This is a genomic window from Kineobactrum salinum (assembly GCF_010669285.1).
GTDB classification, from domain to species: Bacteria; Pseudomonadota; Gammaproteobacteria; order Pseudomonadales; family Halieaceae; genus Kineobactrum; species Kineobactrum salinum.
On the sequence record NZ_CP048711.1, the window covers coordinates 2,449,103 to 2,473,916 of the forward strand.

General features: G+C 64.1%; 19 protein-coding genes and 1 pseudogene. 11 read left to right on the forward strand and 9 right to left on the reverse strand.

The genetic code is table 11. The features are described 5' to 3' along the window. Positions 1-6: 6 nt before the first annotated feature. On the reverse strand, positions 7-2,379 hold the full coding sequence (locus tag G3T16_RS10675) for a phosphoketolase family protein (protein ID WP_163495254.1): 2,373 nt from the start codon (positions 2,377-2,379) through the stop codon (positions 7-9). Then, positions 2,376-3,560, reverse strand: coding sequence for an acetate/propionate family kinase (locus G3T16_RS10680; RefSeq protein WP_163495255.1), 1,185 nt, complete (start codon positions 3,558-3,560; stop codon positions 2,376-2,378). The genes G3T16_RS10675 and G3T16_RS10680 overlap by 4 nt, the downstream gene beginning before the upstream one ends. A 6-nt stretch (positions 3,561-3,566) precedes the next feature. Between G3T16_RS10680 and G3T16_RS10685 the strand changes: the two genes are divergently transcribed. Both G3T16_RS10685 and serB read left to right on the forward strand, forming a co-directional pair. Next, positions 3,567-3,752 (forward strand): hypothetical protein, encoded by a 186-nt coding sequence (locus G3T16_RS10685; protein WP_163495256.1) that lies wholly within the window; start codon positions 3,567-3,569, stop codon positions 3,750-3,752. Positions 3,753-3,824: 72 nt separating this feature from the next. Continuing rightward, on the forward strand, positions 3,825-5,078 hold the full coding sequence (gene serB, locus G3T16_RS10690) for a phosphoserine phosphatase SerB (RefSeq protein ID WP_163495257.1): 1,254 nt from the start codon (positions 3,825-3,827) through the stop codon (positions 5,076-5,078). Here serB and G3T16_RS10695 read toward each other — a convergent pair. Continuing rightward, on the reverse strand, positions 5,042-6,880 hold the full coding sequence (locus tag G3T16_RS10695) for an RNA-binding protein (RefSeq protein WP_163495258.1): 1,839 nt from the start codon (positions 6,878-6,880) through the stop codon (positions 5,042-5,044). The genes serB and G3T16_RS10695 overlap by 37 nt on opposite strands. A gap of 143 nt (positions 6,881-7,023) precedes the next feature. Between G3T16_RS10695 and efp the strand changes: the two genes are divergently transcribed. Beyond that, a complete protein-coding gene (efp, locus tag G3T16_RS10700) occupies positions 7,024-7,596 on the forward strand; it encodes an elongation factor P (protein WP_163495259.1) in 573 nt (190 codons plus the stop codon). A gap of 87 nt (positions 7,597-7,683) precedes the next feature. Further along, the gene (epmA, locus tag G3T16_RS10705; RefSeq protein WP_163495260.1) at positions 7,684-8,649 is read left to right on the forward strand and encodes an EF-P lysine aminoacylase EpmA; all 966 of its coding nucleotides are present in this window, start codon (positions 7,684-7,686) and stop codon (positions 8,647-8,649) included. Positions 8,650-8,684: 35 nt separating this feature from the next. Here epmA and G3T16_RS10710 read toward each other — a convergent pair whose 3' ends face one another. Then, on the reverse strand, positions 8,685-9,158 hold the full coding sequence (locus tag G3T16_RS10710; RefSeq protein WP_163495261.1) for an acyl-CoA thioesterase: 474 nt from the start codon (positions 9,156-9,158) through the stop codon (positions 8,685-8,687). Continuing rightward, positions 9,155-10,633: a Na+/H+ antiporter NhaC gene (gene nhaC / locus G3T16_RS10715; protein WP_163495262.1), complete on the reverse strand. Its 1,479-nt coding sequence runs from the start codon at positions 10,631-10,633 to the stop codon at positions 9,155-9,157. Before nhaC ends, G3T16_RS10710 begins: the two co-directional genes overlap by 4 nt. 269 nt (positions 10,634-10,902) lie before the next feature. Between nhaC and G3T16_RS10720 the strand changes: the two genes are divergently transcribed. Genes G3T16_RS10720 through G3T16_RS10730 form a run of 3 tightly spaced genes read left to right on the forward strand, consistent with a single transcriptional unit; the run spans position 10,903 to position 15,777 of the window. Then, positions 10,903-11,799 (forward strand): DMT family transporter, encoded by an 897-nt coding sequence (locus G3T16_RS10720; RefSeq protein WP_163495263.1) that lies wholly within the window; start codon positions 10,903-10,905, stop codon positions 11,797-11,799. A gap of 8 nt (positions 11,800-11,807) precedes the next feature. Next, positions 11,808-13,487 carry a VRR-NUC domain-containing protein gene (locus G3T16_RS10725; RefSeq protein WP_163495264.1) on the forward strand — a complete coding sequence of 560 codons (1,680 nt, stop codon included), beginning with the start codon at positions 11,808-11,810 and terminating at the stop codon, positions 13,485-13,487. Further along, a complete protein-coding gene (locus tag G3T16_RS10730; protein ID WP_163495265.1) occupies positions 13,480-15,777 on the forward strand; it encodes a helicase C-terminal domain-containing protein in 2,298 nt (765 codons plus the stop codon). The genes G3T16_RS10725 and G3T16_RS10730 overlap by 8 nt, the downstream gene beginning before the upstream one ends. 90 nt (positions 15,778-15,867) lie before the next feature. On the opposite strand, the gene norR is transcribed toward G3T16_RS10730, so the two are convergent. Continuing rightward, positions 15,868-17,421 carry a nitric oxide reductase transcriptional regulator NorR gene (gene norR / locus G3T16_RS10735; protein WP_163495266.1) on the reverse strand — a complete coding sequence of 518 codons (1,554 nt, stop codon included), beginning with the start codon at positions 17,419-17,421 and terminating at the stop codon, positions 15,868-15,870. Between the two features lie 220 nt (positions 17,422-17,641). Here norR and hmpA point away from each other — a divergent pair, with 220 nt between their 5' ends. The 4 genes and pseudogenes from hmpA (at position 17,642) to G3T16_RS10755 (ending at position 21,830) form a co-directional block, all read left to right on the forward strand. Then, the gene (hmpA, locus tag G3T16_RS10740) at positions 17,642-18,844 is read left to right on the forward strand and encodes an NO-inducible flavohemoprotein (protein ID WP_163495267.1); all 1,203 of its coding nucleotides are present in this window, start codon (positions 17,642-17,644) and stop codon (positions 18,842-18,844) included. Between the two features lie 197 nt (positions 18,845-19,041). Beyond that, positions 19,042-20,183: pseudogene (locus G3T16_RS10745) on the forward strand (Re/Si-specific NAD(P)(+) transhydrogenase subunit alpha). Between the two features lies 1 nt (position 20,184). Next, positions 20,185-20,466: an NAD(P) transhydrogenase subunit alpha gene (locus G3T16_RS10750; RefSeq protein WP_163495268.1), complete on the forward strand. Its 282-nt coding sequence runs from the start codon at positions 20,185-20,187 to the stop codon at positions 20,464-20,466. Positions 20,467-20,474: 8 nt separating this feature from the next. Continuing rightward, on the forward strand, positions 20,475-21,830 hold the full coding sequence (locus tag G3T16_RS10755) for an NAD(P)(+) transhydrogenase (Re/Si-specific) subunit beta (protein WP_163497056.1): 1,356 nt from the start codon (positions 20,475-20,477) through the stop codon (positions 21,828-21,830). 78 nt (positions 21,831-21,908) lie between these two features. Here G3T16_RS10755 and G3T16_RS10760 read toward each other — a convergent pair whose 3' ends face one another. Genes G3T16_RS10760 through tatB form a run of 3 tightly spaced genes read right to left on the reverse strand, consistent with a single transcriptional unit; the run spans position 21,909 to position 24,810 of the window. Next, entirely contained in the window at positions 21,909-23,657 is a 1,749-nt protein-coding gene (locus G3T16_RS10760; RefSeq protein WP_163495269.1) for an ABC transporter transmembrane domain-containing protein, read from the reverse strand. Further along, a complete protein-coding gene (tatC, locus tag G3T16_RS10765) occupies positions 23,657-24,409 on the reverse strand; it encodes a twin-arginine translocase subunit TatC (RefSeq protein WP_163495270.1) in 753 nt (250 codons plus the stop codon). The genes G3T16_RS10760 and tatC overlap by 1 nt, the downstream gene beginning before the upstream one ends. Then, positions 24,406-24,810 (reverse strand): Sec-independent protein translocase protein TatB, encoded by a 405-nt coding sequence (gene tatB, locus G3T16_RS10770; protein ID WP_163495271.1) that lies wholly within the window; start codon positions 24,808-24,810, stop codon positions 24,406-24,408. The genes tatC and tatB overlap by 4 nt, the downstream gene beginning before the upstream one ends. Positions 24,811-24,814: the final 4 nt, after the last annotated feature.

Consider the following 24,814-nt stretch of genomic DNA (forward strand, 5'->3'; position numbering starts at 1 on the left):
GCGCGGTCAACTGCCATGCGGCCATATCCAGTCGTTGATTTCCTCGCTGTCCACCCCGTGCTCGTGGGCATGGTGGCGGGCCGCGATCTGCATGTCCCGCAGTTTTTCCTTCACATGGGCCCCGCTGCTACGCAGCTTCTCTACCCGGTCGATGGCGTCCATGGCGAGACTGAAGCGGTCGACCCGGTTGGCGATGGCCAGCTCCAGCGGGGTGTTGATGCTGCCCTTCTCGATATAGCCGCGTACGTGGAGGTTGGCGTGGTTGCTGCGCCGGTAGGCAAGCCGGTGGATCAGCCAGGGGTAGCCGTGAAAATTGAAGATTATGGGCTTGTCCATGGTAAACAGGCTGTCGAAATCGCGGTCGCTGAGACCATGGGGGTGTTCCTTTTCCGGCGTCATCCGGAACAGGTCCACCACATTGATGAAGCGGATCTTCAGGTCGGGCAGGTATTCCCGCAGCAGGGCGGTGGCGGCCAGGGCCTCCTGGGTGGCAATATCACCACAGCCGGCGATCACCAGGTCCGGCTCCACGCCCTGATCGTTGCTGGCCCAGTCCCAGATGCCGATGCCTTTGGTGCAGTGGACGATGGCGGCTTCCATGTCGAGCATTTGCAGGTGATTCTGCTTGTCGCAGACAATCACATTGATGTCATTGTGGCTGCGCAGGCAGTGGTCGGCGGTGGACAGCAGGCAGTTGGCGTCCGGTGGCAGATAAATACGCGTCACGGCCGGGCTCTTGTTGAGTACCAGGTCGAGAAAGCCCGGGTCCTGGTGGGTAAAGCCGTTGTGATCCTGGCGCCACACCGTGGAGGTGATCAGCAGGTTGACGGAGGCGATGGCAGCGCGCCAGGGCAGGTCCTCGCAGATCGCCAGCCATTTGGCGTGTTGGTTGAACATGGAGTCGATCACGTGGACGAAGGCTTCATAGGTGGCGAAGAAGCCGTGGCGGCCCGTGAGCACATAGCCCTCGAGCCAGCCCTCAAGGGTGTGCTCGGAGAGCATTTCCAGGACCCGGCCATCCGTTGCCAGTTCACCGCCATCGTCGTCTTCCGGCAGCCGATCCGCCAGCCACAGTTTCTTGCTCACGGCGTAGATGGCATCGAGCTTGTTGGAGCTGTTCTCATCGGGGCCAAAGACCCGGAAATTGTCCGGGTTGCGGGCCATGGTGTCTCGCAGCAGGGCGCCGAGAGGCCGGGTGTTCATGGCTCGCTCCCTGCCCGGCTGGGCGACCGTCACCGCGTAGTCGCGAAAATCCGGCATACGCAGGTCGCGGCGCAGCAGGCCGCCGTTGGCGTGGGGATTGGCGCCCATGCGCCGCGGGCCCTGCGGGGCGAGCGCGCGCAGCGACTCCACCAGCCGGCCGTCGGCGTCGAACAGTTCTTCGGGCTTGTAGCTGCGCAGCCACGCGTCCAGTCGGGCCAGATTGTCCGGGTTGCTGCGCACGTCGGCCAGCGGCACCTGGTGGGCGCGCCAGCTACCTTCAACCCGATGGCCTCCGACCACTTTGGGGCCGGTCCAACCCTTGGGGGAGCGCAGCACGATCATCGGCCAGCGGGGCCGTTCCACCGCGCCGCCCTCGCGTGCCTGCCGCTGGATCGCCCCGATGTCAGCGACGCACTGGTCCAGCGCAGCGGCCATCTGCTGGTGCATGGCAGCCGGATCGTCGCCTTCGACAAAAAAGGGTATCCAGCCATAGCCCCGCAACAGGCTGTCCAGTTCATCGTGACTGATGCGGGCGAGAATGGTGGGATTGTTGATCTTGTAGCCGTTGAGGTGAAGGATTGGCAGTACGGCGCCATCGCGAGCCGGGTTGAGAAACTTGTTGGAATGCCAGGCGGTGGCCAGGGGGCCGGTTTCCGCCTCGCCGTCGCCCACGGCAGTAAACACGACCAGATCCGGGTTGTCGAAGGCGGCGCCAAAAGCATGGGACAGGCTGTAGCCCAACTCGCCCCCTTCATGAATCGAGCCTGGCAGTTCCGGCGTGCAGTGGCTGCCGAAGCCGCCCGGGAAAGAGAACTGACGGAACAGTGTGGCCATGCCCTCGGCGTCCTGGCTCATGTCCGGATACACTTCGGAGAAGCTGCCCTCCAGGTACACCGGCGCCAGCACACCGGGGGCACCGTGGCCGGGACCTGCGACAAAGATGGCGTTGAGGTCGTGCTGGCGTATCACCCGGTTGGCGTGGACGTACATAAAGGACAGCCCGGGGCTGGATCCCCAGTGGCCGAGCAGGCGCTTTTTGATATGTTCCGGCTGTAGCGGTTCCTGCAGCAGCGGATTGCCCCGCAGGTAGATCATGCCGGCAGCCAGGTAATTGCAGGCACGCCAGTAGCCGTGGATGGCGTCCAGCTGTTCCGCGCTGAGGGGGTGGCTGTTCATGGTTTTGCCTCCAGTAATTTTCTGACTTGACGGGCTATCTCCAGTTCCTCATTGGCAGGGATAACCAGCACGGCAACCCCTGAGTCCCGGGAGTGGATCGGCGAGAGGTGCCCTGGCTTGACGGCCGTGTTGCGGGCCGGGTCGACCCTCAGGCTGAGAAAGTCCAGCCCGGCGCAGACCTGTGCGCGAACCTGGGGGGCATTCTCACCAACCCCGGCGGTGAACACCAGCGCGTCCAGTCCGCCCAGCGCCGCGGCATAGGCGCCGATGTACTTGCGGATGCGATAAGTATATAGCTCCAGAGCCAGACGGGCGCTCGCATCACCGTTCTCCGCGCGGGCCAGGACTTCCCGCATGTCGGCGCTGCCGCACAGGCCCTTCAGGCCGCTGCCGGTGGTCAACAGTGTTTCCAACTGCGCCAGGTCCAAACCACTGCCGCGCGCCAGGTGAAAGATGACCGCCGGGTCCATGTCGCCACCCCGGGTGCCCATCACCAGCCCCTCCAGCGGGGTGAGTCCCATGGAGGTGTCGATGCCCAGACCACAGTCGATGGCGGCGGCGCTGGCGCCGTTGCCCAGATGCAGGCTGACCAGCTTGAGATCACTGCGGCCCAGATGCTCCGCCGCACACCGTGCCACATGGCCGTGCGAGATGCCGTGGAAACCGTAGCGCCGTACCCCGTGCTGTCGGTACAGCGAATCGGGCACCCCGTAGCGCCAGGCCCGTTCCGGCAGGGACTGGTGAAACGAGGTATCGAATACCGCAATCTGGGGAGCGTCGGGGAACAGGCCGCGACACTCCCGGATCACCGCCAGGCTGCCGGGGTTATGCAGTGGTGCCAGCGGGATCAGGCGCTCAATCGCACTCTCCACGCTGGTATCCACCCGGGTGGCACAGCGAAAATGTTCGCCGCCATGCACCACCCGGTGGCCGATCGCGCGGATGCGGAGCGCTGGATCGCTTGCTCCGGTGCCCACCCGGGCGAGGACTTCCTGCAACGCAGCGGCATGGTCGGCGGCCTCGCAAGAGACGGGTGTGTCATCCAGCCCGGTATGGCTGTGATGGCACTGGTTGGTGCCGATACGGTCGATCAGCCCGCGGTACCGGGGCGTCTCGCTGCCGTTGTCAAACAGCTGGTATTTGAGGGAAGAACTGCCGGCATTGAGGACGAGCAATGTCATAGACCAATGTCCTTGTCTCCACGGGGCATGGACCTGTTGGCTGCGGTCCGGCCGAATGCCGGACTCAACCCCTATCTGGCACCCATCAGTTTGCGCCGGAACCGCGACTTGTGCCACCACCGGGTGGCGATGGACGCCATGGTCTTGATGCAGGTCAGCTGCGGGCGCCATGGGTGCGGGGCCGGCGCTTGAGCGCTGGCTGTTTCACCGCAACCGGCCTGCGGGTAGAATACGCGGCTCCCTGCAAGCTGGAACTGAGCCCGCGTGAACGACATTGTCCTGATCACCCTGTCCGGAAAGGATCGTCCGGGAATAACCACCGGCGCGGCGGGTCTGCTGGCCGAACACGGTGTCAACGTGCTGGATATCGGCCAGGCTGTAATCCACGCAACCCTGTCGATGGGGTTGCTGCTCGAAATCCCCGCTGCGGTGGAGCGTGACGGGCTGGAACAGGCGCTGCAGCTCTTCGCCGACGGTCATTCGCTGCAGCTGCGCTGGCAGGATGTCAGCCAGCGCAGCTACAGTGACTGGGTGGCGGCCCAGGGGCGGGCCCGATACATCACCACCCTGCTGGCACGCAAGATTACCGCGGACCAGTTGGCGCGGGTCAGCGCGGTGTTTGCCCGCCACGGGCTGGGTATAGACGGCATCATGCGCCTTTCCGGCAGGATCCCGCTGGGCAAGCTGCCGCCACTGAGCAAGGCCTGTGTCGAATTCTCCCTGCGTGGACCGCTGCCGGATGTAGTCACGTTTCGCAGGGAGTTGATGGAAGTGGCCAGCGCCCTGGAGGTCGACCTGGCTTTCCAGGAGGATAACATGTATCGCCGCAACCGCCGGCTGGTCGCATTCGATATGGATTCGACCCTGATCGAGGCGGAGGTTATCGACGAACTGGCTACGGCCGCTGGCGTGGGCGCCCAGGTCAGCGCCATCACTGAGCGGGCCATGCGCGGCGAACTGGATTTCAGTGCCAGCTTCCGGCAGCGGGTGGCGCTGCTGCGGGGTTTGCCTGAAACGGCGCTGGACGAGGTCGCGGCCGGGTTGCGCATCACCGAGGGGGCAGAGCACCTTGTCTCTACTTTGCGCGCGTTGGGCTACAAGACTGCGATTCTGTCCGGGGGCTTTAGCTTTTTTGCCGAACGGCTGCAGCGCCAACTGGGCATCGACTATGTGTACGCCAATGAGCTCGAGATTGCCGGCGGCCTGGTAACCGGTGAGGTCAATGGCACGATTGTTGACGGTGCCCGCAAGGCGGATCTGCTGCGTCAGCTGGCCATCAGAGAGGGCATAGACCTGCAACAGGTGATTGCGGTGGGTGATGGCGCCAACGATCTGCCCATGCTCAGTATTGCCGGCCTGGGCATAGCCTTTCGCGCCAAACCGCTGGTACAGCAGTCAGCGGAGCAGTCCATATCAACCCTGGGACTGGATGCGATCCTCTATCTGCTGGGTATCGGTGATCACTACCGGCCCACGGCAGCTCAGATGTCCGACCACAGGGACTTGAAGGGCAGGTAGGGCTGGTTGTGCTCCGGTGAGGAGTCGCTCAGCTCGGTCTGCTTGAGACGGCGGAATTCAAACTGGCTGAATGCAGCCGTCGCCGCGACCTGGCGTTGCAATTTCACCTTGAACTCCTCGCCGCCGCGTAGCAGCAGGATTTTCTGCCCTTCGCGGAAGCCGTTGCGCGGCGTGACGAGAGTCTGCAACTGCCCCACCAGACTGATCTCCGGCAGCAACAGTACGCGGATGGGCTCGGAGGCCACGCCGCCGGGTTGGAGAATGCAGGCACCGTAGGGGGTGGCGCGGGGGCTGAGCAGTTCAATACCCACCATGGTATGGGCGCCATCAAGCCGGCTGATCCAGCGGATGCTGGCGATAATCCAGTTGCTGTTGTCAGCTTCGCGCACACACAGTATGTCGCCGCTGTGGATCTTGCCCGGCAATGCGGTATCCCATTCCAGGCAGTATCCCCCCGGGCTGGCATTGACGGCCCGTACCTGAAACTGCGGGTGGCGCGCGCGGGCTGCGGCTTCCTCATCCTCACTGGCCAATAGCGCCGCTTTGGATGTCGGATCGAATTCGATTTCCTGCGGTGCCGTAGTTGCGCTATCGGCGCTGTGCTCCTGCCTCTGGATACTGTCGTCGGTGTCGACCTCCTCCCAGGGGTCCGGCTGTTTGCGGGGGCGCAGAAAGGGGTTGTCCGGGATCCGTTCACTCACGGTGGGCTGATAATGGCTGCCGTACAGGACCTGCTTGAAGGTCTGTTCCCCAGCGGTGTAATAATGCGTACTGCTGAGTCCCAGCGCTACCTGCAGCTGCTGGTCGATGATGCTGCGATTGAAGTTGCGCATGCTCACCGACGAGAGTGAGTCGATCACATGCTGCAGGACATTGCTGTGCAGAACAGTGTCCTTGTCAAAGACGATGCCCTGGCTGCCGTGCTTGCGGTCCGTGGCAGCCAGTTCCCGCAGCTGTTCCGTCAGGCCCGCGGTATCGATCACGCGCAGCTGCGCTGTTTCGGGCCAGCGCCTGGCGCTGCTGTAGGCCGGCGGTTGATCGCCCTCGATATCGACGGCGAACAGTCCGCTGGTGATGCTGTCGGGTTCCAGCGTGGCCAGTTCGCTCCATTGCTGCAAACTGCGGACCAGGGCAGTCAGGTCACTCTGGCGCAACTGGTTGGGCTTGCAGCAGGCCAGCAGCAGCGGGATCAGATAGGTCGCAGTGATGGTGGTCCTGGCGGCGATGGCCGCATCCACCCGCAAGCGGGTGAGGTGTTGCCGTTCCGCCAGCATGTACAACTGGTGCAATCTCTGCCAGGCCGCATTGTCGCTGGGCTGATGCAGCTGATAGGTCTGCACGATCCTGCAGGCAGTAAACCACAGTGCTCGCTGCACCGCTTCGCAAGTCAGCCGCGCCGGGTTCACATCCTGAATAACTTCGCGGTCGCGAATGGCATGGATGGCGACTACTGTGTAGCCGGTACTGGCACGCCCGTGAAGTTGATCCACCAGCTCTGCTATCTGCTGCGGCTCTGCCGGAAGTACCAGCGGCTGGTTGAGAAAGCGCCGGGACAGGGTGGCGACGGCAGCCTGCAACACCGGGCGCAGGACCTCGAGAATGGCGTAGCGCTGCGCCGCAGGCAGCACAATGCGGTTCAGCTGCTCGAGGGCTTCGCACAGCTGTTGCACGGTCTCGCGAGTCTTGATGACAGGCAGTTCACGTATCCAGGCCTCGGCGCCCTCCACCGTCAACGGGAACAGGCCGAACTGGTCCAGATCCTGGTGTGGAATCCTGAGCTTTAGCGGTGAAATGTCGCTCATTGGCCTGGGCCCTGCCTCCCCACAATCCAGCTTGATGTTTAGCGCAAGATTAGCCTATCTGGCGCGGTGATCGCCACTGTAATATCACCAGCAACGGGCGTATGATATCGCCCCTTGTTTATCAGCAGTGAAATCACGTTATTATGGCGAATTTTTCCACCAACGAATTTCGTTCCGGCCTCAAGGTGATGCTGGACGGCGATCCCTGCAGCATCCTCGAGAACGAGTTTGTCAAGCCTGGCAAGGGCCAGGCGTTCAACCGGGTACGCCTGCGCAACCTGAAGACCGGTCGTGTCTGGGAACGGACTTTCAAGTCTGGTGAGACTCTGGAGGGCGCGGACGTCGTCGATCGCAGTATGGAGTATCTCTACAGCGATGGCGAATTCTGGTATTTCATGGAGCCGGACACTTTCGAGCAGCATCAGGCCGACGCCAAGGCGATGGGCGATTCCTACCTGTGGGTGAAGGAGCAGGACAGCTGTGAAGTCACGCTCTACAATGGCACGCCACTGTCGGTGGCGCCGGCCAATTTCGTGGAGCTGGAAATTGTCGAGACCGATCCGGGTCTGAAAGGCGATACCGCCCAGGGCGGCAGCAAGCCGGCCAGGTTGAGCACTGGTGCCGTGGTCAAGGTGCCCCTGTTCATCACCACTGGCGAAGTGGTGCGGGTGGATACCCGTACCGGCGAGTATCAGAACCGCGCCAGTAAATCCTGACTCATTGACGCGATGGTATCTGGCAACGGCTGGAGCAGGCGCGGCACGCGTCGCCCGGCTGACCCGCGGCGATGATATCCCGCAGTCATGGCAGATAGCCCCTGGGAGCCTGGCACCAGTGTCCGGCTGCTGCGCGCGCGCGCAGCACTGCTGGCGGCGATAAGGCGTTTTTTTGCCAGCCGCGGAGTGCTGGAGGTAGAGACGCCGCTGTTGTGCCGCCGGGGCATTACTGATCCGGCGATCGAGCCGCTGATGGTTACTGGTGGTGCATCGATTGGTGCGCAGCCACGCTATCTGCAGACCTCGCCGGAATATGCGATGAAGCGTCTGCTGGCCGCCGGCAGCGGACCCATCTACCAGCTCGCCCGCGCCTTCCGCGACGGTGAGGCGGGTCGTCGCCACAATCCCGAGTTCTCGCTGCTGGAGTGGTACCGTCCCGGCATGGATCACCATCAGTTGATGGCTGAGGTCGCCGAGCTGGTTTGCCACTGTCTCGGGTCCCGCCCATGGCAGGCGTTCAGTTACCGCGAGGTATTCCTGCAAAGTGTCGCCATCGATCCCTTCACTGCCTCCACCGCTGCGCTGCGCGAGATTGCCCGCGACCGCTTTGACCTGGGTGCGCTGGAGGGCGGTCGAGACTTGTGGCTGGACGTCCTGCTGAGCCATGCGGTGGAGCCCTGGCTGGGCAGTCGCGGTCTGTGCTTCGTGTACGATTATCCGGCCAGCCAGGCGGCGCTGGCGCGTACCGCGCTGCGCGACGGGATTGAAGTCGCCGAGCGCTTTGAGCTGTACGTGGACGGCGTGGAGCTGGCCAACGGCTACCATGAACTCACTGATCCCGCGGAGCAGCGCCGCCGCTTTGAGCGGGACAACCAGGTGCGGCAGCGGCGCGGGGCAGCGCCGAGGCCAATCGACGAGCGCCTGCTGGCGGCGCTCGCCGTGGGCCTGCCGGACTGTGCCGGAGTGGCCCTGGGGGTGGACAGGCTGCTGATGCTGGCCAGTGGCGAATCAGATATCCGGCGCGTACTCGGCTTCGCCTGGGACCGCTGCTGAGACAGCCAGTTTTGGCAGAGTGCGGATCAACGCAGTCAGTCCGACCGTGCCCGCGTCTTCGGCGTATTGCGCACGGCCGGGCCATAGCCGTCGATGAAAGCCTGAGGCATGCGTCGTGGGCGGCCGCTGCTGATCTCGATGCAGACGAAGTACATCAGGCCCCGCAATACCGTGGCCCCGTCGGCGGCACGCAGGATCTGGAAGCGGCGCTGCATTGTCAGCCTGCGGTCCCAGGCCTCGATCCATGTGCCTGCCACCAGCTCGTCGCCCGCGCGCGAGGCCTGCAGGTAGTCGAATTCACTGCGGGTGATCGCCATCGCCCGGTCGAGGGCCCGGTAGCTGTCCAGGTCCAGTCCCAGGGCCACGGAATGGGCCCAGGCAACCTGCTCGCACCACTTGACGTACACCGTATTGTTGGTGTGCTGCAGACCGTCGATATCCTCCGGGCTGACCCGGGTGGCCAGTGTGAAGGGCTGAGGGTAGTCCCACAGGTCGTCTGCGGTGTTCACCGGGCGGGCTCCGCCACGGCAGTTTCCGGTTCCAGCGGCTTCTGGGCGAAATGGAACAGCGCGTAGAGCACCGCCAGCACCGGGCAGGCCAGATTGAAAAACGCGAAGGGTGCGTAGCTGAATGTGGCGATACCCAGAGTCGCGGACATGTAGGCGCCGCAGGTATTCCACGGGATCAGTGCCGAGGTCAGGGTAGCCGAATCTTCCAGCGTGCGGGACAGGTTGAGCCCCGACAGGCCGCGGCGCCGGTACTCGTCGCGGAACATCCGTCCCGGCAGGGCCACGGCAATGAACTGGTCCGCCGCCAGCATGTTGGTGGCGATACAGGTACCGACGGTAGCGCCGACCAGGCCGGCGGCGCTGTGTACCCTGCGCATTACCATCTGCAACAGGTGGTCCAGGATCCCGGTACGTTCCAGCACGCCACCAAAGCCCAGTGCGCAGATGATCAACCAGACGGTATTGAGCATGCTGCTCATACCGCCCTTGCTGAGCAGGTCGTCGAGAAAGACATTGCCGCTGGTGGCGGTGTAGCCGTCGAACAGGCTGATCCAGACACCCTTGAGCAACACAAATGGCCGGGCCAGGTCGCCGACTTCGCCGGCGAGCTCACCAACTGATTCAGGCTGGAACAGCAGCGCGAAAACCGCGCCGATCAGGGCGCTGACGACGACGGCGGGAAAGGCGGGAAAGCGCTTGTAGATCAGGCCCAGCATCAGCAACAGCGGCAACAGCAGATGCAGGCCGATATTGAATTCCTGCTTCAGGCTGCGCTGCAGGACATCGATCTGTTCCGGGGTTGCCGCTGCGCCGCCGCCGATCAGCAGGAACAACAGCAGCGCCAGGCTGAAGCCGGGCACCGTCGTCCACAGCATGTGGCGGATGTGGTCGAACAGATCGACCCCCGTGGCCGCCGCGGCCAGATTGGTGGTGTCCGACATGGGTGAAAGCTTGTCGCCGAAGTAGGCACCCGATACGATCGCTCCCGCGGTGATGGCCGGGGACAGGTCAAAACTGCCGGCGATCCCCATCAGGCCGATGCCCAGCGTACCGGCCACAGTCCAGGAGCTGCCGATGCTGATCGCGACAATCGCACAGATAACGGCGCAGGCAGCGTAGAAGATATTCGGATTCAGGACCTGGACCCCGTAGTAGATCATGGTCGGCACCGTGCCGGCCAGAATCCAGGTGCCGATCAGCATGCCCACCGCCAACAGGATCAGTGTTGGACCCAGGCCCATGCTGATACCGTTGATGAGACCTTCTTGCGCAGCGTTCCAGGACAGGCCGATGCGCTTGCCCACCAGCGCGGCCACACAGGAGGCCAGGATCAATGCAATCTGGTTGGCGCCGTAGGAGGAATCGGCGCCAAACAGATAAACCGATGTGGCGAGCAGTAGAGTCAGAAAAATCACTGGCGTCAGCGCCAGTGCGGTAGTCAGCTGGGGGGTGGTGGCAGGTGGCGGAACGCTCAAGGGCCGTTGCTCCTGGCAGTGGGCGGGCAGTCCGCCGATGATCTGGATCGGGGTGCAGAATGCCCTAAAATGACGATGGGGTACAGTCACTGGCGCTGTGGGACATTGCAATATCTGACAGCAGACGGAATGATCCCGTACACTCGCAGGGGCACGAATACGTCTTGGAAACTGATGGAATGTAACGCAATCGGCAGACCTGTGGCGACGGACGAAAGCGTCTGTCGTGATTTCCCCCCGGGCATGCGATCCGGCGGGAGCGACAGCCTGTGAGTAATGATCGGCGGGCACTGCTACTGGGGTTGAGCGCGGTGCTGCTCTGGTCCACCGCGGCCACTGCCTTCAAACTGGCACTGCGGGAACTGGATGTATTCCAGCTGCTGGCCTGGTCGGTCAGCGCCTCCGCGGTCGCGATGTTGCTGCTCGTACACTGGCAGGGCAAGGGCGCCCTGCTGGGCGCCTGTCTGCGGGAATCCCCGGGCTATTTCGTGCTGATGAGCGCGCTCAACCCGCTGCTGTACTACCTGGTGCTGTTGACCGCCTACGACCTGCTGCCGGCGCAGCAGGCGCAACCGATCAACTACACCTGGGCGATCACGCTGGCACTGCTGGCGGTACCGCTGCTGGGACAGAAACTCGGCCGCCGCGACCTGCTGGCGGCAGCGCTGGGCTATGGCGGCGTGGTGATCATCGCCACCGAGGGACGGCCGCTGGCGATGGCCTTCACCAGTCTGGCCGGGGTGGCACTGGCCCTGCTCAGCACCCTGATCTGGGCGCTGTACTGGATTGCCAATACCCGCAACCGGCGCGACCCGCTGGTCAGCCTGAGCCTGAATTTTGCGCTGGCGACACCCGCGGCCTGGCTGTTGTGCGCGCTGTTTTCCTCCATTGAGGTCAGCGGCTGGCGCGGGCCGGCCGCCGCGCTCTATGTGGGCCTGTTTGAAATGGGCATTACATTTGTCCTCTGGTCCACCGCGTTGCGGCTGGCCAGTACCGTCGCCCGGGTCGGCAACCTGATCTTTCTGTCGCCGCTGTTTTCCCTGGTGTTCATTGCCACGATACTGGGCGAAACCATTCATCCGGCGACGCTGGTGGGGTTGGCGCTGATCATTCCCGGCGTACTGCTGCAACAGGCCGGCCCGTCCCGCGCACCAGCCCCGACTTGATGCCCGCCATGGCTGATACGCTGCGAGAGCAAGCCCCACCCTTGTTGGCACCGTTTTACTACCGGGACAACTTCCAGCGCCTCTGCGATACCGTGGAGAGCCGCTATCAGGATTTGCTCAGCGCTGCCGAACGGGACGTTCTGCGCCGCTGGCGCGGTCTGCCGTTGCCCGCGCAATGCCTGTATGTACGGCTGGTGTCCCGGGTCGGCCCCTGGTTTCGCGACGACAAACTGGCCTACCCGGAACTCGGGGATATTGGCGCGGCGCTGGCGGCGCTGGATGCGGCGGGCCTGTTGCTGCGCACGGCTGATCCGGGTTGGCCGGAGTTGGAGCGTCTGTTCACGCTGGCCGAATGGCGCCGCGCCTTCGCGGCCGAGCTGAATACGGCGCCGGGGCAAGGCAAGGCGGAGCTGCTGGCTGCGGCGGCTGCACTGGACTGGTCGCCCGCGCGGTATGCCGACTGCCTGCTGGCCAGCACCGGCGGCGCGCTGGTGGCCCCGGCCGAACTGGAGGTGGTGGAGCTGCTGCAACTGCTGTTCTTCGGCAACCGGCGCCAGGGTCTTACCGATTTTGTTCTCAGCGACCTGGGCATTGCCAATTACTATCCCTATGCGCTGGATCGCGAGCAGCGTCTGTTCAGTTGCCGCGAGGCGGTGGCGGAGTACCAGGGCTGGAGCCAGTTGGCGGACGATTACTGGATCCTGCGGGAGGCGGAGGACAGTGAGGGCCTGCGGGCGCTGGCCGATTTGCTGCTGGTCTCACCGCTGCAATACGACACCAGCGCCCAGCGCTACTGGAAACTGTGCAACCGGCTGGCCCGGGAGCTGGAGCGGCAGGGAGAGTTGCCGCTGGCCGGCGAGCTGTATGCCCGCAGCGAACTGCATCCGGCTCGCGAACGGCTGGCGCGGGTGCTGGAGGCCGCGGGAGACTGGGCCGCCGCCCGCGACCAGTGCCAACTGATACTTGCCGGGCCGTGGTGTGAGGAGGAGTACGAGGCGGCGGCGCGAATCCTGCCCCGCGTCTGCCGGCGCCTGGGTGAGTCCGTGCCGGCCCGTCGCCGCGACACCTTTACGACGCTGCAGTTGCAACTGCCGCGCAGCGACGAAGCGGTGGAACTCGCGGTCGCCCACTACCTGGCACCGCATTGGCAGGCGGTACACTACGTGGAAAACAGCCTGATGAACAGCCTGTTTGGCCTCGCCTTCTGGGAGCAGATTTTCGCGCCGGTGCCGGGCGCCTTCCACCATGCCTTTCAGAGTGCACCGGCGGATATGTACCAACAGGGTTTCCGGACTCGCCGCGAGGAAATGCTGGCCCGGCGGCTGGCACAGTTGCGCAACGGGCCGCTGCTGCCGGAGCTGCTGGCGGCCTGCCGCCGCTACCGCGGCTACGATTGCCGCTGGGTCGACTGGCGCTTGCTCGATGAAACCCTGCTGTGGCAGTTGCTGTGCTGTATCCCTGCGCCGCAGTTACTGGCTGTCTGGGAGCGCATGCTGTTTGATCCGGGAGAAAACCGGCGCGGCTTTCCCGACCTGATCGCGCTGGGCGAGCGCGAAGGGGACTACTGCCTGATCGAGGTCAAGGGTCCCGGCGACCAGTTGCAGGACAGCCAGCGGCGCTGGTTGCGCTTTTTCGCCGACCAGGGTATTCCGGCGCAGGTGGCGCGCGTGGTCTGGTGCGATGACTGAGGTCACTGTCACGGTGCGCGCGCTGGCGCTGTTCTGTCACCGTCGGGGTGATATTGATCACCGCTTCACCGCCGCGCCGACTGGCGTGCAGGGCATTGAGGGACACCAGCGCCTGTATCGGCGCCGGCCGGCCTCCTACCAGCCGGAGTTCGCGGTGGCCTGGGATGGTGACTGCGAAGGGCTGGCGCTGCGCCTGCGGGGCCGGGCCGATGGCTACGACCGCGAGCGCGCACTGGTGGAGGAGATCAAGACCTGCCGGGTCGATCCGGCCACCATACCCGAGGCGGTCAGCCAATTACACCTGGCCCAGGGGCGCCTGTATGCGGCGCTGATCGCCGCGGCGGAAGATCTGGCTGAACTCACCGTGCAGCTGACCTGGTTGCAGCTGGACCGCGATGAAGAGCACTGTCTGCAGCAGCGCTACAGCCGGGGAGAGCTGGACCTGTTCCTGCAGCAATCACTGCAGTGCTATTGTCGCTGGCTGAGCCGGGTGCGGGAACGCTGTGCGCTGCGCGACCAGAGTCTGGCGCAACTGCCCTTTCCGCACCGGGGCTTCCGGCCCGGTCAGCGGGAAATCGCCGAGCGGGTCTACAAATGCATTCATCAGGCGGGCCGGCTGCTGGTGGAGGCGCCCACCGGCATAGGCAAGACCGCGGCGGTGCTGTACCCGGCGGTCAAGGCCCTGGCCACGGGCCGACACGAGCGGCTGGTGTTCGCCACCAGCAAGATCACCGGGCGCCGCGCCGCCGAGCAGACCCTGGCCCTGCTGGCGGAATCCGGCTACGCCGGCAATGCGCTCACGCTTACCGCCAAAGAGCAGATCTGCCTGGCGCCGGGCAAGGCCTGCCACGGCGAGGACTGCCCCTACGCCAGGGCCTACTACGACAAGCTGCCGGCGGCACTGGAGGCGGCGCTGGCCGAACCGCTGCTGGATCGGGAGACAGTGCAGACCCTGGCCCGGCGCTTCGAGTTGTGCCCTTACCAGCTGTCACTGGATCTGGTGCCCTGGGTGGATGTGATCGTCGCCGATGTCCATCACCTGTTCAGCCTGACCCCCAACCTGGCGCAGCGGCTGGAAGAAGACGGCAAGCGCTGGACGGTGTTGCTGGATGAGGCCCACTGCCTGCCGCCACGGGCGCGCCAGATGTACAGCGCCCAGCTGGACAAGGCGGCACTGATGGCTGCCCGCAGGGAGGCTCCCGCGGCGATCAAGACGGCGCTGACGGCACTGAACCGCAATCTGCTCGCACTGCAGAAAACCGCACTGCAAAGGCCCGGAGAGCACTGGCAAGACACAGTGCCCGAACAGCTGGTGCTGGGACTGCAGCGCGTCATCGAGCAGGTGGGCGAGGCGCTGGCGGCCGATGCGATGGTACTGCAGCGCCGGCCCGCACTGCGCGACTGGTATTTCGCGGTATTGCAGTTTCTGCGTGTGCTGGACAACTGGGGCGAGGAGTTCAGGTTGGAGTTGTGCCGCGACGACCGCCCCCAGAGCCTGCGGCTGCAGCTGCATTGCCTGGATCCCGCGCGGCTGCTGGGCCAGCGCCAGGCCGGCCTGCATGCGCTGGTCGCTTTTTCGGCCACGCTGTCGCCGCAGCACTGGGCGCTGGCCGGCCTGGGTCTGGATCACAGCACGGTCGCCTATTGCGCACCGTCGCCATTCGCGCCGCAGCAATTGCAGGTAGCGTTGGCCACCCACATCGATACCCGCTACCAGCAGCGCCGCAACAGCCTGCCGCAGCTGGCGGCCCTGCTGCGCGAGTGGCTGCAGCGTGAGCCGGGCAATTGCCTGCTGTATTTCCCGTCCTATCAATACCTGCGCGACTGTCTCGATGAACTCGAACGCCAGGGCTGGCCCGAAGGACGACATTGCTGGCGACAGGCCGTGGAGCAGGACGCCGCGGCCCGCGACGCCCTGCTGCAATTGCTGCAGCAACGGCGGGATGTGGCGGCTTTCTGCATCCTGGGCGGCGCATTTGGCGAGGGCATCGACCTGCCCGGCGAGGCGTTGTGCTCCGTGGTGGTGGTCGGAGTGGGCCTGCCCCAGGTCAACACCGGCAACGAGAAACTGCGGGCCTGGTACCAGCAGCGGCTGGGCGACGGTTTCGCCTTTGCCTACCTGTACCCCGGCATGCAGAAAGTCAGCCAGGCATTGGGCCGGGTCGTGCGCCGCGACAGCGACCACGGCCGCGCGCTGCTTGTCGACAGCCGCTACACCGACCCCGGCTGCCGCGCACTGCTGCCGCCCTGGTGGGACTACTGCGACTTTGCGGCGGGCGATGAGAGATGAAGGAGATGGGCGGTATCAGCGAGCTTTGTTACGTGCTTAGTGCAGCCGGCTGGCGATCAACCTGTTCAAGCTTTTACCGGCAGCGTGGCGCTAGCGGATCTGCAGCCGCTTGAGCAGGCGGTTCAGGTTGCCCCGGTCCAGGCCCAGGGCGCGGGCGGTGCTGGCCTGGTTGCCGTTGTGCTGGCGCAGGCTGTGTTGCACCAGCTCTCGCTGGAACATTTCCGTTGCTGCGCGCAAGCTCTGTTCCTGCGGCGCGGCGGGCAGTGTGCCGGGGGTGCTTTCGACCGCGGGGGCCGGTGCCGCGCTGGCTCGCGGCAGGTCCATCACATCCATGCCCACGGTCAGCAGTCCGCGACCGTCCCCTGCGGCGCGCAGACGCAACACCGCCCGGCTGATCAGGTGCTCCAGTTCCCGCACGTTGCCGGGCCAGTCGTAGGCCAGTAGCGCTTCCCGTGTCTCGCTATCCAGGCGCAGTCCTCTCAGGCCGAAACGGCGCCGGTTGAGCTCCAGGAAGTGCCCCGCAAGCAGCAGTACGTCGCGGCCCCGTTCTCGCAGGGCCGGCACTGCGATCGGGTAGACGCTGATGCGGTGATAGAGATCGGCGCGGAAATGGCCCGTCGCCACCTCCCGGCCCAGATCTCGATTGGTGGCAGTGATAATGCGCACGTCGACCCGATGGTGGCTGTCGCTGCCCACCCGCTGCACTTCGCCGCTTTGCAGCGCACGCAGCAGCTTGGGCTGCATCGCCAGTGGCATCTCGCCGATTTCGTCGAGGAACAGGCTGCCGCCGTCGGCGAGCTCAAATTTACCCGTGCGCGCCTGTGAGGCCCCGGTAAAGGCGCCCCTGGCGTGGCCAAACAGCTCGCTTTCCACCAGATTCTCCGGCAGGGCCGCGCAGTTGACGTAGACCAGGGGGCGATCGGCCCGAGCTGATCGGGCATGCAGGTGGCGCGCAACCAGCTCCTTGCCCACCCCGGTTTCGCCGGTGATCAGCGTCGCCAGGTCCGAATGTGCCACCACGGCCATGTCCTGCCGCAATGCCTTGATTGCCTTGCTGTTACCGATCAGCTCCGGCTGTGCCTGCTCGGCCACGACCGCCTGGGCGAGCAAATGCTCGCGCTCGGCGCGGGCCTGCAGGCGCTGGATGGTCTGGGCAATCCTTATGGTGGCTTCGGTGAGCCGGATGAAGGCGCGCAGCTCGGCCGGGTCGATCCGGTCAAAGGCGTCAGGCTGCAGGGCGTCAAGCGTCAGGATTCCCCAGGGCACATCATCGAGATACAGGGCCATCCCCAGGCAATCGTGCACATGCAGCCCGGCGAGATCCTGGCTGTCGATCAGGCCGTCGTAGGGATCGGGCAGCTCGCAGTCCGCGGCGAAGCGCACCGGTTCCCGGCTGAGCAGGATTCTGGCGAAGCGGGATTCGGTCTCAATCAGGAACTGTCTGCCGAGAGTGTCGTCGCTGAGGCCGTCCACCGCCAGCGGGTACAGGGTGGAGGCGCGCAGTTGCAGCAGTGCCGCCGCGTCGCAGGGAAATACCTGCTTCAGTCCCTGCAGCAGGCGTGCATAGCGCTGCTCCGCGAGCAGGTCCCGGGACAGGTCGGCGACCACAGCCAGGGCCGTGTCAAAGAATTGATGGGTTGTCATCTGCACATCATTGCTGTCAAAGGGACATCCAGGCGGGCGTGTCATTATGACATGGCCACGTCTGGAGGCAAGTGGTGCCGCGGTTCTTCAGAATGGCACGAAAACTGCACAGGACAGATGGCAGATAGCAGATGGCAGTCACGCCAGCAGCAACTGCTGTAACAGCCTTTGGCCGCTGCAACCATTTTATTCCATTGCCCAGCCTCAACAGGAGACAAGCATGCTTTCGCAACAAACACGAGCGATCATCGCGGCGACATTGCCCGCGGTCAAAGCCAACGCCGAGGAGATTACCGGCGTTTTCTACCCTCTGATGTTCGAGCGCTATCCCGAGGTCCGGGATTATTTCAATCTGGCCCATCAGGCCCAGGGCAGCCAGCGCCGGGCGCTGGCCAATGCGGTAGTGGCCTACGCCAGCAATCTGGACCGGCTGGAACTGCTGGGTGATGCCGTGAACCTGATCGTGCACAAACACGCCTCGCTCAATATCCAGCCCGAACACTATCCGCTGGTGGGAGAATGCCTGCTGGCCGCGGTGCGCGAGGTGCTGGGCGCGGCTGCCACCGACGAAGTGCTGGCAGCCTGGGGTGAAGCCTACCAGCAACTTGCGGACATTCTGATCGCGGCCGAAGAGCAGCTGTACCGGGAGCATCAGCAGCAACCGGGTGGCTGGCGCGGTGAGCGGGAGTTCGTGCTGGCACGGCGGGAGCGGGAGAGCGCAGCCATCACCTCTTTCTACCTGCAACCAGCTGATGGTGGCCCCCTGCCGCCGTTTCAGCCGGGTCAGTATATCAGCCTGATTCTGGAGCTGGACGGGCAAACCGTGCGGCGCAACTATTCTTTGTCAGATGTCCCGGGCCAGCTCTGCTACAGGATCAGCGTCAAGCGTGAGCCGGGCGGGCAGGTATCGGCCTATCTCCACGATCATCTGCAGGTGGGCGATCGGCTGCGATTGACACCCCCCTGTGGCAACTTCGTACTCAACGAAGCCGGCCGTCCCCTGGTGCTGCTCAGCGGTGGCGTCGGTATTACCCCCACCATCAGCATGCTCCAGCCGACCCTCGACAGCGGACGTGAGGTGTACTTCCTCCACGGCGCCCTCAATAGCGAGGTGCAGGCATTCCGGAGCCTGCTGGAGACACTGGACCAGCAGTATCCCAATCTCCACCTGAGTTACTGCTATAGCGACCCGTTGCCGCAGGATCGCGATCACCCCCAGGGCCTGTTTGACAGCGAACGGCTGGCGGCCCTGCTGCCCGGCAGCCGCGATCTGGACGTCTACTTTCTGGGGCCGCCCCCCTTCATGCAGCTCTGTTACCGCTCCCTGCGCACTCTGGGAATACCCGATGACAACCTGCGCTATGAGTTCTTCGGACCCCTGCAGGCGCTGCAATCCGATACGGCCTCGAACGAGGCAGCCTGAGGCCGCGGCCACCCCCTCCGGTCGCGAATCGGCGCCCCGTCACGCCACCCGGCAATTTGACCCTGCGGCAAGCTATGGTAATGTTCGCTGCCGCGATCCGGACGTCAAACTGCCGGAGGCGGGTCGATGACAACGAGAACAGGCAGTGTTAGCCGGCAGCGGCGAGCGCAGCAGACCGATGACGGGGTTCCAGCATTATGCGCATTGCAATTCCCAGGGAACTGCATCCGGGAGAGAACCGGGTGTCAGTCACGCCTGAAACCGTAAAAAAATTGTGCCGCCTGGGGGCGGAGCTGACAGTCGAGACCGGCGCGGGGACCGGATCAGGCTTTGCCGACGACCACTATCGGGAGGCCGGAGCCGCGATCAGTGACGACCGCGAAGCACTGTTTCGCGAGGCGGACATGCTGTTGCGGTTGCGCAAGCCGCAGCTGGAAGAGGTCTCGCTGATGCAGCCCGGCTGTATCCATATCAGCTACCTGGACCCGTTCAACGAGCATGAGCTGGTACGGGCACTGCAGCAGCGTGGTGTGACAGCGATCAGCATGGAGATGATCCCGCGCACCACCCGCAGCCAGAAGATGGACGCGCTCAGCTCCCAGGCCAACCTGGCGGGCTACGTGATGGTGCTGCTGGCGGCGACCCACCTGCCCAGCATTTTCCCGATGATGATGACTCCGGCAGGCACTCTCAAACCGGCCAAGGTGTTCGTGATCGGGGCCGGGGTGGCCGGCCTGCAGGCGATTGCCACCGCCAAGCGGCTCGGGGCCCGGGTGACCGCCTTTGATACCCGGCCTGTGGTCGCAGAACAGGTGCAGTCCGTGGGGGCACCTTCCTCGAAATCGATCTGGGCGATACCGGCGAAACCGCCGGTGGCTATGCGACGGAGCTCACGCCGGCCCAGATAGCGATGCAGCGCGAGGCCCAGAAATCAGTGATCGCGGACTCCGACGTGGTGATCACCACGGCCCAGGTATTCGGGCGCAAGCCGCCGGTTATCGTGACCCGCGACATGGTCGAGGGCATGAAACCCGGCTCGGTGGTAGTGGACATGGCGGCCGAGACCGGCGGCAACGTCGAGGGCTCGGTGCCCAACGAGACAGTGATCATCAACGGTGTGACCGTGATCGGGCAGGGCAACCTGCCCAACCAGGTCTGCCGCGATGCCAGCCACATGTATGCCAACAACCTGTTCAACCTGGTGGATGATGCCTGGGACCAGGAGAGCAAGGTCTTCAAGGTCGATTTTGAGCACGATATCCTGCCGGGCTGCATTATTACTCACGGCGGTGAAATCACTCACGACACCATCAAGACGATTCTGCAGGGGGACAACTGATATGGAACCGGTATATCTGACCTTTATCCTGATGTTGTCCATTTTCGTGGGCTTCGAACTGATCACCAAGGTGCCCGCTACGCTGCATACGCCGCTGATGTCCGGGGCCAATGCAATCTCGGGCGTTACGGTGGTCGGCGCGATCAGCCTGGCCGGTACCGGCCAGCAGGATCTGGCCAACTGGCTGGGCGCAGCCGCGGTCGCGCTGGCGTCGATCAATGTGGTCGGCGGTTACATGGTAACCGACCGCATGCTCGCGATGTTCAAGAAGAAGGGGGCCTGAATATGCCGATGTCAGGACTTGCCATTCAAATGGCCTATGTGGTGGCTGCGGCCCTGTTTATTTTTGGCCTGAAACTGTTGGGGTCCCCCGCCAGCGCACGGCGCGGCAACCTGTTGTCCGCGGTCGGCATGTTGCTGGCGGTGGTTGCGGCCCTGCTGGACCAGGGTATTGTCGAATACCAGTGGATCCTGTTGGGCTTTGCGGTGGGCGGAGTGATCGGTGCCGCCGCGGCCCGGCTGGTACAGATGACGTCCATGCCGGAAATGGTAGCTCTGTTCAACGGCTTCGGCGGCATGGCCAGCCTGCTGGTGGGTGCCGCTGCGCTTGGTACATCGACGGCCACCTTTACCCTGGTCACGATCGTACTGTCTATCCTGATTGGCGGCCTCACCTTTACCGGCTCACTGGTGGCCTGGGGCAAGCTCAGCGAGAAGATCGGCAGCGGCGCGATCATGTTCAGTGGTCAGAAGATCGTCAACAGCCTGATCGTGCTCGCGATTCTTGCCAGCGCGGTGATGTTCTGCCTGCAGCCTGAGAACCTGAACTGGCTGTTTCTGCTGATAGCGCTGTCGCTGCTGTTCGGGGTGATGGCAGTGATCCCGATTGGCGGCGCGGACATGCCGGTGGTGATCTCCCTGCTGAACTCCTACTCGGGCCTGGCTGCCTGTGCCGCCGGCTTCGCGGTCAACAACAACATCCTGATCGTGGCCGGCGCGCTGGTGGGCGCTGCGGGCATCATCCTTACCCAGATTATGTGCAAGGCGATGAACCGGTCCCTGAGCAATGTGTTGTTCAGCGGTTTTGGCAGTGTCAAGACCACCGCGACTGTCATCGAGGGCGAGATCAAGCCGATTTCCAGCGACGATGCATTCTATGTGCTGGAAGCGGCCACCAACGTCGCGATCATCCCGGGTTACGGCATGGCGGTGGCCCAGGCCCAGCATGCGGTCAAGGAACTGTGCGAGCTGCTGGAAAACAATGGTGCCGAGGTCAATTTCGGCATCCACCCGGTGGCCGGGCGCATGCCGGGCCACATGAATGTACTGCTGGCGGAAGCGGATGTGCCTTACGATCAGTTGCTGGAAATGGACGACATCAACCCGCGGATGGAGAACGTGGATGTTGCCATCGTGATCGGCGCCAACGACGTCGTCAACCCGGCCGCGCGCGAGGTCGAGTCCAGCCCGATCTATGGCATGCCGGTTATCGATGTGGCCAGCGCGCGCACGGTTTTCGTGCTCAAGCGCTCCATGGCCTCGGGCTTTGCCGGGATCGAGAATCCGCTGTTCTACAAGGACAACACCCGGATGCTGTTCGGCGATGCCAAGGAGACCATCAACGCGCTGATTCGCGAATTCAGCTGAAGCTTCGCCACCAGGACCGGGACAAGCTGGCGACCCGGAGGCCGGTGCCCTGCTGACCATCCTGCGGCGCCGCGCCTTTCAGCCATCCCGGAACTGCAGGCTGGCCAGCCTGGCGTAGAGCTCACAGTCCTGCAGCAGGCTTTGATGGGTGCCGATGGCCACCAGTTTGCCGCCCTCCAGCACTGCTATCCGGTCCGCATGCAGGATCGTCGACAGGCGGTGGGCGATGATCACCGTGGTGCGGTTGTGCATCAATTCCTGCAGCGCCAGTTGCACCTGGTGTTCGCTTTCGCTGTCCAGCGCGCTGGTGGCCTCATCCAGCAGCAGGATACGGGGATTGTTGAGAATGGCCCGGGCCAGGGCGATACGCTGACGCTGGCCGCCTGACAACCGTACGCCCTGTTCGCCCAGGTGGCTGTCGTAGCCCTGGGGCAGGCGGACAATGAAATCGTGGGCGTGAGCCGCGCGGGCGGCAGCCTCTATCTCGGCTGCGCTGGCCTCGGGCATGCCATAGGCAATATTGTAGCGGACTGTCGCGCTGAACAGCGCCGGCTGCTGCGGCACCAGTGCCAGCTGCCGGCGCAGCGTGGCCAGACCGATCTCGCGGATATCCACCCCGTCGAACAGGATGCTGCCCGATTGCGGATCATAAAAGCGCTGCAACAGCTGGAACAGGGTGGATTTGCCGGCGCCGGAGGGACCCACCAGGGCCAGGCTCTGGCCGGATTCTATGGTCAGGGAGAGATCGGTCAGCGCGGCCTCGGTGGGCCGCGAGGGATAATAAAAGCTCACTTCGCGCAATTCCATGCGGGCATCGGGCAGGCCCGGCTGCGCGCCCGTGTCGACGATCTCGCTGGAGCTGTGCAGCAACTCAAGCAGGCGCTCCGCGGCTCCCGCCGCCCGCTGCAATTCCCCCCAGACCTCGGAGATGGTGGCGAAGCCGGAACCCACCATGAGCGCGTAGAACACAAAGGCCGCCAGCTCACCGCCGCTCATGCGGCCACTGATCACGTCCTGGCCACCACTCCACAGCATCGCTCCCATGCCGGAGAACAGCAGCAGGATGGCCAGACAGACCAGCAGCGCCCGCTGCCGGATCCGCTGCCTGGCGATCGCGAAGGCGCGCTCAACCTCCACAGCAAACGCTTCACTTTCCCGGGCTTCGCTGGCGTAACTCTGGACCGTGCGGATATGCTGGATAATCTCGCCGGCATAGCTGCCTACGCTGGCGATGCTGTCCTGGCTCTGGGTGGAGAGGCGCCGCACCCGGCGTCCAAAAAACAGTATCGGCAGCAGCACCAGTGGTACCCCGGCGGTGATGATCAGGCTCAGTTTGACGTTGGTCACGAACATCAGCACCAGGCCGCCGGTGAGCGTCAGCGCGCTGCGCAGTGCCATGCTCAGGGATGAGCCTATAATCGTTTGCAGCAGGGTAGTGTCGGTGGTCAGGCGCGACATGATTTCGCCGCTGCGGTTGGTCTCGAAATAGCCCGGATGCAGACGGACGATATTGTTGAATACGGCCTTGCGCAGGTCGGCGCTGACCCGCTCGCCCAGCCAGGATACCAGGTAGAAGCGGACGAAGGTGCCCACCGCCATCGCTGCTGCGATGAGCATGATCACAGCGATGGCCTGACGCAGCTCAGTGCTGGTGCCGCCGCCGAATCCCTGGTCGATCAATAGCTGAATGCCGCGGCCCAACAACAAGGTGGCAGTGGCGGTAAACACCAGGGCCGTGCCCGCGGCCAGCATGCGCCAGCGATAGGGTAGCAGGAAGCGGGCGACCGCCAGCAGTGGGGACAGGGAGCGTTCTCGCGGAGGCGTCATCAGTCGGGGTCGACCCCGGCCTGGGCCCGCCGCTGGATGAAACGGCCGAAGAACACCCCGATTTCAAACAGGATCCACATGGGGATGGCCAGCAGGGCCTGGGAAATGATATCCGGCGGCGTCAGCAGCATGCCGAATACGAAACAGCCGACGATGATGTAGGGGCGTTTTTTGGCCAGATCCTCCGGTGTGGTGATGCCCGCCCAGATCATGATGACCGCGGCAATCGGGATTTCAAAGGCCACGCCGAATGCAAAAAACAGCTTCAGGACGAAATTCAGGTAGCTGTTGATATCCGTCATCATGGAGATATCTTCCGGTCCCACGCTGGTAAAGAACGCGAAAATCAGTGGGAAGACCACATAGTAGGCGAACGCAGCGCCGGCGTAGAACAGCAATACACTGGAGGCCAGCAGCGGGATCGCCAGGCGCTTCTCGTGGCGATACATGCCCGGTGCGATAAAACTCCATATCTGGTAGAGAATATACGGAATTGCGACAAAGATGGCCGCCACCAGAGTCAGCTTGAACGGTGTCAGGAACGGTGACGCCACTTCGGTGGCGATCATCGTCGCGCCCGCGGGCAGCAGGGCCCGCAGTGGCTGGGAGACAAAGCTGTAGATCTCGTTGGAGAACGGGAACAGGCAGATGAACACCACCAGAATCGCGAGCAGGGCACGCAGCAGGCGGTCGCGCAATTCGGTCAGGTGGGCGACCAGCGGCAGGGGCTGATCAACGGGGTCTTCGCTCATTGTGGCGGGGGTTCCTGCCCGGACTTTGTGGCGGGGGATTGCGGCTCCTGGGCTGCCGCGGTTTCCGCGGAAACCGGGTCGGGTTCGCCAGAGAGGGCGGCGTCGCTGGTGTCAGCGTCGGCCGTGGCGGTCTTGTCTTCGTACTCTATTGACTTGCGCAGGTCCTGTTCCATTTTACGGGCTCCCGCCTTCGCGTCCGCCCCGGTCTTGCGCAGTTCCTGCAGCACGGCATCGTTGTGCAGCTCCTGCTCCACCTCCCGCCGGACATCGTTGAAGCCGCGCTTGATCCGGTGCACCCAGGCGGCAACCGTGCGGATAGTGCCGGGCAGGCGTTCGGGCCCGATCACCAACAGGCTCACGATCCCGATGATGACGAGCTCGGTAAAGCCTATATCAAACATGGGC